The organism is Cytobacillus oceanisediminis, assembly GCF_007830235.1.
GTDB lineage: Bacteria > Bacillota > Bacilli > Bacillales > Cytobacillaceae > Cytobacillus > Cytobacillus oceanisediminis.
In genome coordinates this window covers 26,372-43,052 of the sequence record NZ_VLKI01000016.1, presented here as the reverse complement: position 1 = coordinate 43,052, position 16,681 = coordinate 26,372, and the positions used below count along the sequence as shown (strand labels likewise).

At 42.5% G+C, this 16,681-nt stretch carries 15 protein-coding genes; 12 read left to right on the top strand and 3 right to left on the bottom strand.

Annotation, left to right across the window (positions count from 1 at the left end; translation table 11 throughout):
- The first annotated feature begins 113 nt into the window (after positions 1–113).
- From IQ19_RS20395 to IQ19_RS20375, 5 genes are all read left to right on the top strand, one after another.
- Positions 114–1,775, top strand: a complete 1,662-nt coding sequence (locus IQ19_RS20395) for a glycoside hydrolase family 13 protein (protein WP_144544558.1) — start codon at positions 114–116, stop codon at positions 1,773–1,775.
- 66 nt (positions 1,776–1,841) lie between these two features.
- On the top strand, positions 1,842–3,182 hold the full coding sequence (locus IQ19_RS20390; protein ID WP_144544556.1) for a UDP-glucose dehydrogenase family protein: 1,341 nt from the start codon (positions 1,842–1,844) through the stop codon (positions 3,180–3,182).
- A 50-nt stretch (positions 3,183–3,232) separates the two neighbouring features.
- Positions 3,233–3,715 (top strand): Cys-tRNA(Pro) deacylase, encoded by a 483-nt coding sequence (gene ybaK / locus IQ19_RS20385; protein ID WP_144544554.1) that lies wholly within the window; start codon positions 3,233–3,235, stop codon positions 3,713–3,715.
- A gap of 493 nt (positions 3,716–4,208) precedes the next feature.
- Positions 4,209–5,306, top strand: coding sequence for a PRK06851 family protein (locus IQ19_RS20380; RefSeq protein ID WP_144544551.1), 1,098 nt, complete (start codon positions 4,209–4,211; stop codon positions 5,304–5,306).
- 71 nt (positions 5,307–5,377) lie between these two features.
- Entirely contained in the window at positions 5,378–5,791 is a 414-nt protein-coding gene (locus tag IQ19_RS20375; protein WP_144544549.1) for a hypothetical protein, read from the top strand.
- Between the two features lie 47 nt (positions 5,792–5,838).
- On the opposite strand, the gene IQ19_RS20370 is transcribed toward IQ19_RS20375, so the two are convergent.
- Positions 5,839–7,194 carry a YjiH family protein gene (locus tag IQ19_RS20370; RefSeq protein WP_415802651.1) on the bottom strand — a complete coding sequence of 452 codons (1,356 nt, stop codon included), beginning with the start codon at positions 7,192–7,194 and terminating at the stop codon, positions 5,839–5,841.
- A 206-nt stretch (positions 7,195–7,400) separates the two neighbouring features.
- Between IQ19_RS20370 and IQ19_RS20365 the strand changes: the two genes are divergently transcribed.
- The 4 genes from IQ19_RS20365 to IQ19_RS20350 all read left to right on the top strand — a co-directional run bounded on the left by IQ19_RS20365 (position 7,401) and on the right by IQ19_RS20350 (position 10,317).
- Entirely contained in the window at positions 7,401–8,204 is an 804-nt protein-coding gene (locus IQ19_RS20365; RefSeq protein ID WP_144544545.1) for an ABC transporter permease, read from the top strand.
- A gap of 3 nt (positions 8,205–8,207) precedes the next feature.
- Positions 8,208–9,014, top strand: coding sequence for an ABC transporter permease (locus IQ19_RS20360; RefSeq protein ID WP_144544544.1), 807 nt, complete (start codon positions 8,208–8,210; stop codon positions 9,012–9,014).
- 20 nt (positions 9,015–9,034) lie between these two features.
- On the top strand, positions 9,035–10,042 hold the full coding sequence (locus IQ19_RS20355) for an ABC transporter ATP-binding protein (protein ID WP_144544542.1): 1,008 nt from the start codon (positions 9,035–9,037) through the stop codon (positions 10,040–10,042).
- Between the two features lie 80 nt (positions 10,043–10,122).
- The gene (locus IQ19_RS20350) at positions 10,123–10,317 is read left to right on the top strand and encodes a hypothetical protein (protein ID WP_144544540.1); all 195 of its coding nucleotides are present in this window, start codon (positions 10,123–10,125) and stop codon (positions 10,315–10,317) included.
- 167 nt (positions 10,318–10,484) lie between these two features.
- Here the strand turns inward: IQ19_RS20350 and IQ19_RS20345 are convergent, their stop codons facing one another.
- Entirely contained in the window at positions 10,485–11,804 is a 1,320-nt protein-coding gene (locus tag IQ19_RS20345) for a short-chain fatty acid transporter (protein WP_144544538.1), read from the bottom strand.
- A 308-nt stretch (positions 11,805–12,112) separates the two neighbouring features.
- Positions 12,113–13,627: a BCCT family transporter gene (locus IQ19_RS20340; RefSeq protein ID WP_242021074.1), complete on the bottom strand. Its 1,515-nt coding sequence runs from the start codon at positions 13,625–13,627 to the stop codon at positions 12,113–12,115.
- Positions 13,628–13,860: 233 nt separating this feature from the next.
- Here IQ19_RS20340 and IQ19_RS20335 point away from each other — a divergent pair, with 233 nt between their 5' ends.
- The 3 genes from IQ19_RS20335 to IQ19_RS20325 all read left to right on the top strand — a co-directional run bounded on the left by IQ19_RS20335 (position 13,861) and on the right by IQ19_RS20325 (position 16,664).
- Positions 13,861–14,523 carry a DNA alkylation repair protein gene (locus IQ19_RS20335; protein WP_144544534.1) on the top strand — a complete coding sequence of 221 codons (663 nt, stop codon included), beginning with the start codon at positions 13,861–13,863 and terminating at the stop codon, positions 14,521–14,523.
- 177 nt (positions 14,524–14,700) lie between these two features.
- Entirely contained in the window at positions 14,701–15,558 is an 858-nt protein-coding gene (locus tag IQ19_RS20330; RefSeq protein ID WP_144544532.1) for an HAD family hydrolase, read from the top strand.
- Between the two features lie 20 nt (positions 15,559–15,578).
- Positions 15,579–16,664 carry a PQQ-dependent sugar dehydrogenase gene (locus tag IQ19_RS20325; RefSeq protein ID WP_144544530.1) on the top strand — a complete coding sequence of 362 codons (1,086 nt, stop codon included), beginning with the start codon at positions 15,579–15,581 and terminating at the stop codon, positions 16,662–16,664.
- Positions 16,665–16,681: the final 17 nt, after the last annotated feature.

The window sequence follows — 16,681 nt, the reverse complement described above, 5'->3', positions numbered from 1 at the left end:
TACACTTACTGTAGTAGTATGCAAATGCTGATAGCAAGCAGCCTTTTTTTATACCGCTCAATGCAAACGTTTGCACACTAATGAGAAATTTTTTATAAATTGAGGGTGTTAATATGAAGAAGATTTGGTGGAAGGAAGCCGTTGGGTATCAAATATATCCACGCAGTTTCCAGGATTCAAATGAGGATGGGATTGGCGATCTTCAGGGAATCATTCAAAGACTTGATTATATAAAAGGTTTAGGTATAGATGTCATTTGGATTTGCCCAATGTACAAATCTCCAAATGATGATAACGGTTATGATATTTCAGATTACCAGGATATTATGGAAGACTTCGGCACGATGGAGGATTTCAACCAGCTGCTTGACGAAGTCCATAAGCGTGATATGAAGCTGATTTTGGACCTTGTCTTAAACCATACAAGTGACGAGCATCCTTGGTTCATAGAGTCGCGCTCCTCCAAAGGCAATCCAAGAAGGGATTGGTATATTTGGAGAGACGGCAAGAATGGTCAAGAGCCAAACAACTGGGAAAGTATTTTTGGCGGATCCGCATGGGCGTATGATGAGAATACGGATCAATATTTCCTGCATGTTTTCTCTACTAGACAGCCTGATTTGAACTGGGAGAAAAAAGAAGTCCGCAATGCGCTATATGATACGGTTAATTGGTGGCTGGATAAGGGAATCGATGGATTCCGAATCGATGCAATCAGCCATATCAAAAAGCGTCCCGGCTTCCCTGACATGCCGAATCCGAAAAAGAAAAAGTATGTTTCATCCTTTGATATGCATATGAACCAGGAAGGAATTCATGAATTCTTAAAGGAATTTAAAGACCGCACATATGCTAACTATGATGTAATGACTGTTGGCGAAGCGAACGGTGTTACTGTTGCTGAAGCAGACCTTTGGGTTGGTGAGGAAAAAGGCAAAATGGATATGATATTCCAATTTGAACACCTTGGCCTGTGGGATGCGGAAACCAATCCGGAACTTGATATCGTAGAGCTTAAAAAAGTTCTTACCCGCTGGCAAAAAGGGCTTGAAGGCGATGGCTGGAACGCTTTATTCATCGAGAACCATGATAAGCCGCGTGTTGTCTCAACATGGGGAAATGATGATGAATATTGGCACCAAAGCGCAACTTCAATGGGTGCGATGTATTTCCTAATGCAGGGAACACCGTTTATTTACCAGGGACAGGAAATTGGCATGACAAATGTTCAATTCCCTTCCATTGATGATTATGACGATGTGGCAGTCAAAAATTTGTACCGCATCAAAAAAGAAGAAGGCAAGTCCCACCAGGCAATCATGGAGATCATTTGGGCATTATCCCGTGATAACAGCCGTACACCAATGCAGTGGTCCACAAAGAAGAACGCAGGGTTTACAACTGGCAAGCCGTGGATGAAAGTAAATCCGAACTTTACGAATATTAATGTGGAAATACAATCTCAGGACGAAGATTCCATCCTTTCTTTTTATAAGAAAATGATTCGCCTGAAAAAAGAAAATCAAGTCTTCACATACGGGCAATATGATTTATTACTAGAAGAAGATAAGCAGATTTATGCCTATACCCGCACTTCTGAGGATGATCAGGTAGTGGTTATTACAAACCTTTCATCCAAGGCAGCAGACTTTGAATCAGAATTTAAGCTTTCATATGACCAGCTTTTATTGAATAACTACGCTGTTGAAAAGCATGAAGATGTTGATTCTTTCACACTTAAGCCTTATGAAGCGCGCGTATATCGTATAAAATAGTAATATGAAAACAGGATTCTCATGTGAGTATCCTGTTTTTTATTGAGTAGATAAAGGAGTCTTTTCATGAACATCACCATTGCCGGGGCAGGCTATGTAGGTCTGGTCACAAGCGCTTGTTTGGCCGAGATTGGACATATTGTGATCTGTTTCGATAAGGATACAGAAAAAATAGAGGATTTAAATCGCGGCTGGTGCCCAATTTTTGAGCCGGGGCTTCAGGAAATGATAAGCAGAAATATGGGTGAAGAACGTCTGTTTTTCACAGATCAAGCCAATTTGGCTTATGAAGATGCTGATTGCATTCTTATCACAGTGGGTACGCCGCAGAGAGCAGATGGTTCAGCGGATACCACTAATATTGATCAAGCCGCTTTGGACATTGCCGAAAACATTCAAAAGGACGTAGCGGTAGCCATTAAAAGCACAGTTCCGATTGGCACAAATGAACGAATTGAGGCAGTGATTCTGGATAATGCTATGCCTGGCTTGACTGTTGAAGTGATTTCGAATCCAGAATTTCTTCGTGAGGGCTCAGGAATTTACGATACATTTCATGGAGATCGCATAGTGATTGGATCAAGCCATGAGAGGGCTGCTCGGATTGTAGAGGAAATATATCAGCCGCTTGCCATTCCTGTTTTGCATACAGATCCCCGAAGTGCGGAAATGATTAAGTATGCTTCCAATACTTTTTTGGCGGCAAAGATCAGTTTTATCAACGAAATAGCCAACTTGTGTGACTTATCAGGTGCGAATATCGAGGATGTCAGTACTGGAATGGGAATGGATAAGAGGATCGGAAACCAGTTTCTGAATGCCGGAATTGGATATGGCGGTTCCTGTTTTCCAAAGGACACCCAGGCATTGGAGCAAATGGCCCGCCAAAATGATTATGATTTTAAAATACTCAGAGCGGTTAGGGAGGTTAACGACAGACAAAAGCAAACGTTATACAGGAAGGCAAAAAATCTGGCTGGTAATCTGTCAGGAAAAAGAACTGCTGTGCTCGGCTTATCCTTCAAGCCTAATACAGATGATATCCGGGAGGCTCCGTCTCTGGATTTGATCCGTGATTTGCTGGATGAAGGTGCGGATGTAGTGGTATATGATCCTGTCGCCATGGAAAAGGTACAGCGCCTGTTTGGTGACAAGATCAGCTATGCATCCTCCATTGATGAGGCCATCGAGCGGGCAGAGCTGGCGTTCATCGTAACCGAATGGAAGGAAATCAAAGAGTTCTCCCTTTCTAAATACCGTGAAAGCATGAAAACTCCCCTCCTCTTCGATGGCCGAAACTGCTATTCCGTCAAGGAAACGGAAAAGCATGGGATTCAATATGTCTCGGTTGGACGTCCAGGGGTGCCAGATACTTATACAGGTTCTAGACCAACTGATGCTTTTTGAAAGTGGCGGGAAGTGCTAAAATGGGGAAAATAGGTAATGGAGGAGCAGGTATGGCTAAGAATAAAACGAATGCGATGCGTATTCTGGACGCGCAGAAGCTGGATTATGAATTAATCACCTACGACAGTCAGGATGGAAAGATAGACGGGGTTTCGGTTGCGGAGAAGATTGGGAAAGACCCTAAGGCGGTCTATAAAACGCTAGTCGCTCAAGGCCACAGTAAGCAGGTATATGTGTTTATCATTCCGGTGGAAGATGAACTTGATCTGAAAAAGGCTGCAAAGGCTGCAGGTGAAAAAAAGGTAGAGATGATTCCGGTTAAGGATATCCAGAAGCTTACCGGCTATATCCGCGGAGGCTGTTCTCCAGTCGGGATGAAAAAGCAATATCCTTCCTACGTTGATGCTAAGGCTTCCGTACTCGAGAGCATCATTGTCAGCGGCGGTAAGATTGGCATGCAAATGGAGCTGAAAATAGGGGATTTACAGCAAGTTATAGAGGCAAAGCTAGAGGATCTTGTGAAAAGTGAATAAATAATCCTTTAAAGGGTGCTAATCGTTGTGGTTTAGCGCTCTTTTTTATTGGCTGTGTTAAAGCTTAATGTTGATTGGAGCGAAAGGCACGAGATCCTCGAAAATGCATTCGCATTTCCTTCGTGCGGTCCCTTTATTCTGGGAAGCTTGTTCAAAGTCCTGCGGGAGGAGTGTGTCAAAGGGGACCCCGCAGACGCGATATGGGACGAGGAGCGTCGGGCCGCCCGCGGTTCACTGAGTGCCTGGAGCGGAAATCAACAGGCAAGTTTATCAGAGCCTTATTATTAAAAATCCAGTTTATCATGAACTTTGCCTCTTATATCGTCAACTCAATAAATATATATCAATCTTTTGCATATATCGTCAACTTTGCCTAAATAACTTCAACTAATAAAAATATAGCAACCATCAGCTTTTTTTTCATAGGCATTCACCCATCCTTCTCCCTTTGCATACTGTAAGGTGAAAATGCATTTCGAAAGGAAGTGTAAGAGTGGCTGGGAAGACATTAAATTACTTTGCCGGCGGAAATACTGCCCGCGGATTCCACAGTTTATTTGATTCCAACCTGCAAGGGCTTGACCGCCTCTTTATTTTAAAAGGCGGGCCTGGGACAGGAAAATCCTCTCTGATGAAAGCAATCGGAGCGGAACTATCTGAAAAAGGCTATGATCTTGAATATATTCACTGCTCTTCTGACAATCATTCGATCGACGGAGTTATCATTCCAGCATTAAAAGCAGGCATTGTAGATGGAACAGCTCCGCATGTCATTGAACCTCAAGCACCTGGCGCAGTTGATGAATATATCAATCTGGGAGAAGCCTGGGATTCGAAGGCATTGGCTGGGAAAAAAGAAGAAATTACTTCATTGGCAAGCCAGATTAGCAGCTCATTCGCAACCGCCTACGAAACATTTGCTGAAGCGTTGAAAATCCATGACGAATGGGAAAAAATTTATATCGAAAATATGAATTTCCAAAAGGCGGATGAACTGACGAAAAAGCTCATTCAGACCTTCTATAGAAATATGAAATTGAATAAAACACCATCTGTTAAGCACCGTTATTTAGGGGCCGCCACTCCAACAGGCGCGGTAGACTTCGTGCCAAATCTTACAGAAGATATTCAGAAGAGGTACTTTATTAAGGGGCGTCCAGGTTCAGGCAAGTCAACTATGCTGAAGAAGCTGGCTGCAGAGGCCGAAAACCGAGGATTTGATATTGAAATCTATCACTGTGGCTTTGACCCTCACAGCCTCGATATGATCATAGTGCGGGAGCTGGGTTTGGCTATTTTCGATAGCACCGCACCACATGAATATTTTCCGAGTCGAGATGGTGATGAAATCATTGATATGTATGATATCACCATCAATTCAGGAACAGATGAAATTTATGCTGAACAGATTAAAGACATCAGCACCCGTTATAAAAATAAAATGAGTGAAGCAATATCTTATTTGGCAAGGGCAAAAAGTCTTCATGATGAATTAGAAGAGATATATGTAGATGCTATGGATTTTGAGGCAGTAGAAAGGATTAAAGAGAACATTCGCTCTGAACTGCTGCTGATTTCCGAAAAGGTCTAGTAGGCGTAATCACGATTTTAGGCAAGAGGCATACATTACACCGAAGGGATATGGAGAGGAGCTTAGAATAGATGGATTATACAAATTATCCTTTTTATCCATATATGCCAGACTATGTTTTTGATGGCAGAACGTTTCCAGGAGGAGGATTCGGGCCGCCGGGACCGCCACCAGGAGGGCCAGGAGGAGGGTTTGGGCCACCGGGACCACCGGGCGGCGGGGGACAGCAAGATGGACCGCCAGCGGGGCCTCCGCCAAGTTTTACTCCACAGATGCAGCAAGCCACAGCATTTGCAGTTGATCCTGGTGCCATTAGGGGCTGTTTATTCCGCTATACTTATGTATGGCTTCAAAATGGAAACAGCTTCTGGTTTTACCCGACATATGTCGGCCGGACCTCTGTAGCAGGCTGGCGCTGGAGAAGATGGCGCTGGACCTATTACGGAACGGATTTAAGAAGAATCAGATCGTTCCAATGTTTTTAAGGAACTCAAACAAAAAGGGTATCCCATGCCGGATACCCTTTTGATATTTAAAAAATAATATGTGCAGCCAGTACAATTACCGGCAGTGTAATAATTGTTCTTTCCAGGAAAATGATGATTAAGTCTTTTAAAGAAACCGGAATTTTTGAACCTAGAAGCAGTCCGCCCACTTCGGACATGTAAATTAGCTGTGTAACCGATACAGCTGCTACGACAAAGCGAGTTAATTCACTCTCTATGCTAGCCCCAATAACAGATGGAAGGAACATGTCTGCAAATCCGACAATCATGGTTTCAGAAGCTGCAGCTGCTTCCGGGACCTGCATGAGCTGCAGGAGCGGAATAAAAGGCATGCCCAGATACTTAAATACTGGTGTGTACTCAGCGATGATAAGTGCAAGTGTGCCAAGTGCCATAACAATTGGCGCCACACCCATCCACATATCAAGAATGTTTTTGGCACCTTGTTCAAAGAAATGCTTTCCACTCTGATTGCCTTTTGCTTTTTCAATTGCCTGGGATAATCCCCAGCTGACTGGAGTGTGTCCTTTTGGAATTGTTTCATCGAGTCCGCCTTCCTGGCCGTTATAATACGTATCAGGTTTTCTGGATAATGGCGGGATCCTTGGGCTAATAATCGCCGCAACGAATCCGGCTGCTGTAATGGTTAAATAAAAAGGCACGAATAAATGGCCTAAATTAACCTGTGAGATTACTACAAGGCTGAAGGTGATGGACACCACTGAGAAGGTGGTGCCAATGATAGCTGCTTCCCTTTTAGTGTAATAGCCTTCCTCGTATTGTTTGCTTGTTAAAAGAACACCAATCGTTCCATCTCCGAGCCAGGAAGCGACACAGTCAATCGAAGATCTTCCTGGAAGCCTGAAGACAGGGCGCATGATTTTTGTTAATAATGACCCGAAAAATTCAAGAAGGCCGAAATTTAATAGCAGCGGCAGAAAAAGTCCTGCAAACAAAAAGACCGAGAATAGAATGGGCAGCAGATCATTTAGCAGCAAGCCACCGGTATATTCAGACCAAACTTGCTCAGGCCCAATTTGGAACAGGGTCATTACAGCAAAAATGCTCCCCAGTATTCTTGCCGCAAACCATATAGCCGGAACATCAAACAAATTTTTAAAGAACGTGCTTTTTTCGAAGAAAGCTGGCTTTAAAAACTTTGCAATGATTGTACCGAGAAGGGTCAGAACGATGATAAAGGTCATAATTTCAGGGAGATATGCAGAAAGCCAATCCTGGATCCAGCCTGAAAAAATGGCGATTGGTATCGTAATTTCCCCGTTATATTTTAGCGGAACCATAAAAAAGCTGATTCCGATAAGTGATGGAATAACAAATTTTAATATTTCTGAAGATGTGTACTTCTTTCTGGATGCATCAATCAATACAATTCACCTTTTCAATTTAATATTTATAAACCAAAAGTTATTTTAATTCATAACCTCTAAAAAGCCAACTCCTTTCTCTTAAATTCCACCGTTTCCCTCCTTTTTAAACACAGAAAAGATTATTTTGACAAGCATATTTTCAGCTCCCATATTATGTTAAAATATAAAATAATCAAAATAATCAAAAAGCGGGTGGGTGAATGTTTAGGTTTCGTTTATATTGGACATTCACGAAGAAGGCTTTTCTTCGTTCGGCCGTTTACCGGTTCGATGTCTGGTCGAGGCTTGGCTCCAATCTTATTTTTCTCCTTATGTGGGGTTCGATTTGGACTGCTTTATATGCAGGAAGAGAAGAAGCGGGCGGTGTCAGCTTTGAGGCGATGCTCACGTATATTGTGGTCAGTCAATTTTTAACGGGAGTAAATGGAGCGGGTACCCCGCTTTGGGATATTCAGGAGAAGGTCCGGACAGGGGATATTTCCCTGGAATTAATGAGACCGTTTGATGTACCGCTGCGCTACCTGTTTGCGGACTTTGGAAGTGTAGCGTTTTATATTCTCACAGCCCTGCTTCCCTTATATACTGTCCTGTTTATATTCATGGATTTGACTTTGCCGGACAGCTGGCAGACTTGGGTATTATTTATCATTTCAGCATTTATTGGTTTTCTGATTCGCTATTGTATTGAGATGTCTTTCGGGTTGCTTTCCTTTTTTCTAGTGGAAACAGGCGGCATCGTCGATATTTTTTACTTTGCGATGTCCCTTCTTTCTGGATCGGTCATCCCGCTTTGGTTTTTTCCGGGCTGGCTGGAGAAAATGGCGCTTTATTTGCCGTTTCAAGGAATCTATTACATACCAAACGCCATTTTTATAGGTGAAATTTCCGGAAGCGCTATTCTGCTGTCCCTAGGGATTCAATTATTTTGGGTGGGAGTTTGTTACTTGCTATTAAGGCTGGTCTGGAACAGAGCATCACATAAAGTTGTTGTTCAGGGAGGATAGAGAGTGAGTGTTCTAAAATATTTCGATTTATACTTTAAACTCATCTCTGCTGGTGTAAGGGCACAGCTGCAGTACCGTTTTGCCTTTGTGATGAGGATTGTGGGGCTGATTACCTCATATACAGGAACTGCGGTAACGATGTGGATTATGCTCTACCAGTTTCAGGAATTGGGTTCATGGACTTTTTATGAAATGCTGTTTTTATTTGCAGTTGCCATTTTATCTTGGGGATTCTGCATTATTTTATTTTTCCACTTTAGAGGCCTTGACACATACATCCTGAATGGCACGTTTGACCGCTTTCTTGTCAGGCCAATCAATCCGTTTTTTCATTTCATGGCGATGAAATTTGATGTTGCCTCCTTTGGCCAATTTATTTTCAGTATTGGTATTTTTATTTGGGTTGGCTTTGAGCTGCAGCTGGATTGGACACTTGGCAAAAGTTTATTTCTTCTGTTTTCAGTTATAGGAGGCGTCTTCATACAGGGCGGGCTGCTGGTGATGATTTCAGCCCTTGCATTTTGGACGACCAAATCAGAGCAGTTTTACTGGGTCGCCATGTATCCAGCAAGGAATTTAACCAACTATCCTTTGGTTATTTATCCGAAGGCCGTACAATGGTTCACAGCCTTTGTGGTTCCCTTCGGATTTGTTAACTACTTTCCTGCTGCCGTTTTACTGGAAAAAGAAACGCCATTTTTCCCTGACAAAATAGGTTATTTTTCGCCGCTTGTCGGAATCATCTTTTTTGCCGTAGCCTATTATATTTGGATGCTGGGATTGAAGCAATATAAAAGTACAGGTTCGTAACATAGACTAGGAGGGCTAGAATGATGATTATAGAGGTTGAACATCTAATGAAAGACTTCATGGTTGCCAAGAGGGAAACAGGCCTTCTGGGGGCTATGAAGAGCCTTGTGAAACGGGAGCATATTAAAAAGGAAGCAGTAAAGGATATTAGCTTTTCCATAGAAGAGGGCGAAATGGTAGGCTACATAGGACCGAATGGGGCAGGCAAATCAACGACTATTAAAATGCTGACGGGTATTCTCGTTCCAAGCTCAGGAAAAGTTAAGGTAAACGGCATTGTTCCTTATGAAAACAGGCAGAAAAATGCCAAGAATATCGGAGTTGTTTTTGGCCAGAGGACACAGCTTTGGTGGGATCTGCCTACAATTGAATCGTTTGAGCTGCTCAAGGAAATCTATCAGGTTTCGAATAAACGCTACAAAGAAAACATGGATACATTTACTGAAATATTGGGGCTGGATGAATTTCTGAATACACCTGTCCGCCAGCTTTCGCTTGGGCAAAGAATGAGGGCTGATATTGCTGCTTCTCTTTTGCATGATCCGCCGATTCTTTTCCTGGATGAGCCGACCATCGGACTGGATGTTGTAGCCAAAGAGAAAATGAGGACGTTTATTAAAGAGATTAATAATGAGCGAAAAATCACGGTTATTTTAACAACTCATGACATGGAAGACATCGAAAAGCTGTGTGAACGCATGATCCTCATCGACCATGGGCAAAAGGTATATGATGGCGAAATGGCAGTCGTGAAAGAAAAGTTCGGAAAAAACAGGATACTCATTGTAGATTTAGAGGAATCTTCCCACCGCTTGAAGGTTACAGGCGGTGAGGTTTTTAAAGAGGAATCCAGCCGATTCTGGATTCGGTTTAACCGGGATGCGGTTTCTGCATCCGAATTAATTGCCCAGATTACGAAGACTCATAATATCAAGGATTTGACAGTGGAGGAGCCCGAAATTGAATCCATTATTAGCCGCATCTATCAGGAAGGCTATCAGAACCTGCCCGAAACCGTGAAAGTATAAACGAAAGCCTCTATGAAAATGGGCTCGTTAAAGATGTCATTATTTTCTGAAAAATAATATAATATATAGAGGTGATCAAATTGATTCTTTATCTTCTTGGCTTTTGTGCAGTACTGTTGGGAGTTGGCATGTTTGTTGACTGGTGGCATAAAAGACAGGGAATTGACGATTTTGACCCTGAGGAAAATGCAAAGCATGTTTCTGAGTCGGAAAGGGCTTATATGGAGTCGCATATGCAAAACATGAAAAATGATCATCATAATGGGATGCTTTAATTTGCGCATGATGGCCGCCTGGCTGTCATGCATTTTTGTTTCTTGAGCAGGTTTGGGCGGCGGTGAAGAAGTTTTATCAACGAATTTTATGATATATCAACGAAACTGGACCAAATATCAACGAACCGCAAAAAAAGAGGATGGGAACGCACCATCCTCTTACATTTTTAGAAAAACAGCAATCCCAGAGAAATGACTGCGCCGCTCACAAGCAGAGTCAGTACGCAGTATCCCATGATATCTTTTGCTTTTAAGCCAGCAATCGCAAGAGCAGGCAGAGCCCAGAAAGGCTGGATTAAGTTTGTCCAGGCGTCTCCCCATGCAACAGCCATTGCCGTTTTGGGAATGGATACGTCCATGGCCTTTGCCGCTTCCAGCATAACAGGAGCCTGAACTGCCCACTGTCCCCCACCAGAAGGAACGAAAAAGTTTACTAATCCTGCACTTAGAAACGCAAAAAAATGGAACGTGAATTCATTGGAAATTGAAACAAAGCCCTCTGACATAACTGCTGCTAATCCAGAAGTTGTCATCATGCCCATGATTCCAGCGTAAAACGGGAACTGGACAATGATGCCGCTTGCTCCTTTAACAGCATTAACGACCGCTTCCAGGAACTGCTTAGGTGTTCCGTGGAAAAGGATGCCAAGAAACAGGAACAAGAAGTTAACAATATCAAGATTGAGCTTGAAGCCATTTGAAGCAAAATAGTAAAACAGGAAAACGAGTCCAAAGAGTCCGATCAGCAAGGAGATAATGCGGCTGTTTTCTAGTCGTTCTGCCGGTGTCATAGCCCCTTTTTCGAGAGTGGCAGCCTGAACATCATCCTGAAGAAGTGCAGAATCCACAACGATTGTCTCCTCTTTTGATGGCATCATAAAGCGGTTAACAAAAGGCAAAATCAAGAAGAGTGCCAAAACAATAAAAAGGTTGAACCCGGCAAAAATGGTTTGGTCAGTTGCAATCACACCAATCATTTCTTCCGAAAAGTGGCCCGGTGTAGCAATCGTCAATGGGATGGAACCAGAAATTCCTCCATGCCAAACAATAAATCCTCCGTAAGCGCTTGCAATCAAAAGCCGGTAATCCACATTTTTAACTTTTTTAGCAAGTTCCTTGGCGAATAAAGCACCGATGACAAGACCGAAGCCCCAGTTGATTAGGCTGGCAATCATGGAAACAACCGTAACAATGATAATAGCCTGGCCAGGTGACTTTGCAGTTGAGGCAAGAGCACCTAATCCCTTTTTAAAAATTTGGCTGCTGGCCAATACATGCCCTGTTACCAGGACAAGCACCATTTGCATGGAGAAGACTAAAAGTCCCCAAAAACCATTGCCCCAATGCTGGACCATCTGATAAGGCCCGTTGTCAGTAAAAATCAAACCTAATCCAAAAACGGCGAAAGTTAAGATAATAACAAATAAAAATGGATCAGGCAGATACCGCTGCATAATGCGGTTAAAGAATGATACCAGTACTTTCATGATGTAACCCCCTTAAAAAAATTGATCCCTAAACCTATTATATTTTCTGTAAAATTCCCTATATTCCTTCTTTTCTGAAATAATATTTAAGCTGGCAACACTAACTGCAGCGGATTTTGAAAAATATGTATGCTTTCTATGCTTTTGGAAAAAGATTTATAGCCATTATCAATAGGCTGTTAAGAAAACAACAAGAATAGAAGACGGAGAAAAAGTGGATAGGTCTGTTTTTCAAAGTGGAATAAAAACAGACCTCCTAGTGGGAGGTCTGTTAGTGTGTAAACAAAATAATCTTAAAGACATTCAGCCTATTTCTTGCGTTTAACCGGTATTGTTTCTTTACGAAGCATCTTAAATAACGAAGCACACATAAGAATCAGAATAATCGTAAATGGAAGAGCCGTGACGAGAGAGGCAGTCTGCAGACCTTCAAGGCCGCTGCTTAAAAGGAGGACTGCCGCAATGGCCCCCATCAAAATTCCCCATACAATCCGTGTAGTGAGCGGCGGTGATAAAGTGCCATTCGCCGTCATTACTCCTAAAATATAGGTTGCTGAGTCTGCAGATGTGATCAGGAAGGTCAGAATCAGCAGGATGGAAAGGACGGAAAGCAGGAAGCTGAACGGCAGCTGGTTATAGGTTTGGAATAAGGCTGAAGTTACATCGTTATTAACAGCCTCTGCAATCGCAGTACCGCTGAAAAGGTCGAAGTGCAAAGCTGTTCCGCCGAATACCGCAATCCAAATAAGGGCGATGAGCGGAGGAACAATCAGGACGCCAACCACGAATTCACGGATGGTCCTTCCCCTGGAAACCCTTGCGATAAAGGCTCCTACAAACGGTGACCAGGCAATGGCCCAGGCCCAATAAAAAATGGTCCAGTCCCGGATCCATGTGCCGCCCTTATAAGGGGTCATGCGAAGGCTCAAATTAATAAAATTTGAGATATAATCGCCTATTCCAAGTGTAAATGTATTTAAAATAAACACGGTAGGACCTGTAACCAAAACGAAAAGCATAAGGACTAAAGCAAGTCCAAGATTTAGGTTACTCAAGTATCTAATCCCTTTATTGAGTCCTGTAGATGAGGATAACAGGAATAAAGCGGTCATAACCACGATAATCAAAATTTGCGTTAAAGCACTTTTTTCAATACCAAATACTGCATCCAGACCTCCGTTAATCTGGAGAATACCGAGTCCAAGCGATGTCGCTACCCCCATGACTGTTGCGATAACAGCCAAAATATCGATGAATTTCTTTAGGGTAGCAGGCTCCCGTTTTTTGCTGAATAAAGGATTTAAAGTGGTGGAAATAAGTCCGTTCTCTTTCTTCCTGAATTGAAAATAACCAATCGCCAAGCCGACAATGGTGAACACAGACCATTGGCTTACACCCCAGTGGAAAAACGAATAGCCCATAGCTTCCCGGGCAGCATCTGTTGTTAAAGGCTCCATCCCCTCCCTTGGCGGTGTAAAGTAATGGCTCATCGGTTCCGCAATTCCCCAGAAAACTAATCCAATTCCAAACCCAGCGCTGAATAGCATCCCAATCCATGTGAAAAAGGGATAATCCGCTTTATCTTCATCATTCCCAAGTTTAATGCGGCCATATTTGCTTATGGCAAGAAAGATACAGAATAAGACAAAAAACAAGACCGAAATTAAGTAAAACCAACCAAATGCGTATGTAGTAAAATTAAAGGCTTTTGTTGCTGCACTTGCAAATAATTCGGGAGTAAAAACCCCCAGTAAAACCAAAAGCAAAATAACAACAGCTGAAATCCAAAATACACTGTTTATATTGCCGGATTTATCATTCAATAAAATCCCCCCTAAACTAACCGAACATAAAAAATAACGCATAGTTGTATTTTGGCCTTCTTTTCTGTCTAATCATTCATGGGAATTGTATTATTCGGGTTTAACTCTTTAAAATGGATTTTAATAAGAAGAGGAAAAGCTGTCCAAAAACGGAGAAAGAGACAAATCCCTAAAATACCTTACCCTTAGCATGATGATATAAAACCTGTTTCGATGTAAAAAGGAGTGCTTATATGAATATTACTTTGTTAATAAAGCTTTTTGAGGAAAACCGATGTGAAGAGAAAGCTGTTCCCATGGGAAGCTACATGAAAAACAAGTTTCCTTTCCTAGGAATTAAAACGCCTGAAAGAAGAATTTTATTAAAAGAATTCTTTAATGAAACCGGGATGTTAAAACAGGAGTTCAAGCCGGATTTCGTTGAAGCATTGTGGGAGATGGAAGAAAGAGAATATCAAAGTGCCGCTCTTGACTATATTGGGAAATTCACAAAGAAATTGGACAAGAGCCATTTTGATTTAATTGAAAAGCTGATTGTATCAAAGTCCTGGTGGGATACAGTCGACATGCTTGCTTCGCATGCGGCTGGGGCAATTGCGGAAAAGCATCCTGAAGTGATAAAGGAGAGAATTGACGGATGGGCTTCCAGCAATAATATGTGGCTTCGCCGGACCGCGATTTTATTTCAGTTAAAGTATAAAGACCGTACAGATGAAGAGTTATTATACCGCTATATTCTCCTAAATAATGAAAGCAGGGAGTTCTTCATCCAAAAAGCGATTGGATGGGCTCTCAGGGAGTATTCCAAAACAAACCCTGCTTCAGTAAAAGAGTTTATCGATTCCAATCCCCTTGCCAAGTTAAGCATCAGGGAAGGGAGTAAGTATTTAGTTTAGAAAAATAGGCTGTGATACAGCTATTCCTGTTATAGCAACTGTGTTGATTGAAGCGGAAGGCACGAGCCTCGTATTTAGGGGAGAGCACAAACATTTAAAATAATTTAAAGAACATGTTAGAATGGCAAAATAAGTTTTTCTGTAAAAATACTACTACAGCCAGAAGGTGAGATAAACATGATCAAATGCATTGCCAGTGATATGGATGGAACTCTTTTAACAGCAACACAGAAAATAACGGATAAGAATATTGAAGCAATCAAAGCAGCACAAGAAAAAGGAGTAGAGGTTGTAATCGCAACCGGACGCTCGTACTTCGAAGCAAGCTTTGTTTTGGAGGAAGCTGGTATCTCCTGCCCGATTATTTGTGCAAATGGCGCTGAGGTAAGGGCTGCGGATGGAAAAATGGTTTCTTCCAATCCGCTCGATAAGGCCTTGGCTAAAAAAGCTGCTTATATCCTTATACAGAACAATGTTTATTTCGAGGTGTATACAAACCAAGGTACATATACAGTGGATGAAGATAGAGGCGTCTCAATCATTGTGGATATCTTTTTAAGCGGAAACCCTGAAGCGGACATTGACGAGGTCACAAAAGCCGCAGAAGAACGGTTTAAAAAGGGGCTGGTGCATAAAGTGAACAGCTATGATGAACTTTTCAACCACGAGGAGCATCAAATTTATAAGCTGCTGGCCTTCTCGTTTGAACCAGATTTTCTCGCTTCCGCAAAGGAGGACTTGCTTCAGCTGGAAGGTATGGCAGTGAGTTCATCAGGGGATGAAAACCTGGAGCTGACAAGTGTGGATGCACAAAAGGGGATTGCCCTTGAAGCTTTTGTAAAAGAAAAAGGAATTTCAAATCTAGAAACGATGGCGATTGGCGATAATTATAATGATTTGTCCATGTTCAAACGGGCCGGAAGATCAGTCGCAATGGGAAATGCCGATGAAATCATTAAAGCGCAATGTGATGCAGTTACATCAACAAACGAAGACAGCGGAGTAGCTAAAGCGATTTGGGAAGTACTAGAGTAATTCAAGGAGGTTGGAGCTGGGTGAAAAGGGTATTAGGTGTATGGCTTCTGGCTTTTGTATTTATTGCCGGTTGCACAAACGCCGGGGAGAATGAGGTAAAGGAAAAGGTTGAAGAGCAGGAAGTCAGCCTTCCTGCAAATGAAGAACCGGAAATTCTCGCTGATGAGCTGGATATTCCCTGGTCCATTGCCAAAACGGGAGAAACCTTTTATATTTCGGAAAGACAGGGAAGCATTGTAAAAGTTGACGAAAGCAAAAAGGAACGCCAAAAGGTACAATTGGAAAAAAAGCTGTCTACAGCAGCGGAAGCGGGTTTCCTTGGCTTTGTTCTGGCCCCTGACTTTTCCAAGTCGAATGAAGCCTTTGCCTATTATACCTACGAAAACAGCACCGGCCAGTTTAACCGCATTGTCACTCTCCAGCTTCAGGATGGAATATGGAAAGAGGAAAAGATCTTGCTGGATAAAATTCCGAGCGGCCAGTTCCACCATGGCGGCCGCCTTGAAATCGGCCCTGACGGCAAGCTTTACGCAACAGCAGGCGATGCTGCTGCTAATCCGGAAATTGCGCAGGATATGAATTCTTTGGGAGGCAAAATCTTAAGAATGAATCTGGACGGCACCATACCGGAAGATAATCCTTTTCCCGATTCATATGTCTATAGCTATGGCCACCGTAATCCTCAGGGACTTGCCTGGGCAGCGGACGGGACTTTGTATGAAAGTGAGCACGGGCCCTCAGCCAATGATGAAATCAATAAAATAATAGCCGGAAAGAATTATGGCTGGCCTGTCATAAAAGGGACTGAAAAGAAAGAAGGCATGGAATCTCCCTTGTTTACTTCAGGGGATGATGAAACCTGGGCTCCTTCCGGGATGGCCTACCATGATGGCAAGCTCTACACCGCTGCCTTAAGAGGCAGTGCAGTTCTGGAGTTTGACCTGGAGGCAAAAAAAGTTAGAAAGCTTGTGACGAATTTAGGCCGGATCAGGGATGTTTTTATTGAAGGAAATAACCTTTATTTTATAAGCAACAACACAGATGGCCGCGGAAATCCGTTTGAAAAGGATGACAAGCTTTATAGAATTTCTTTAACTGATATATAAAAAGCCTGGCAGCTGCC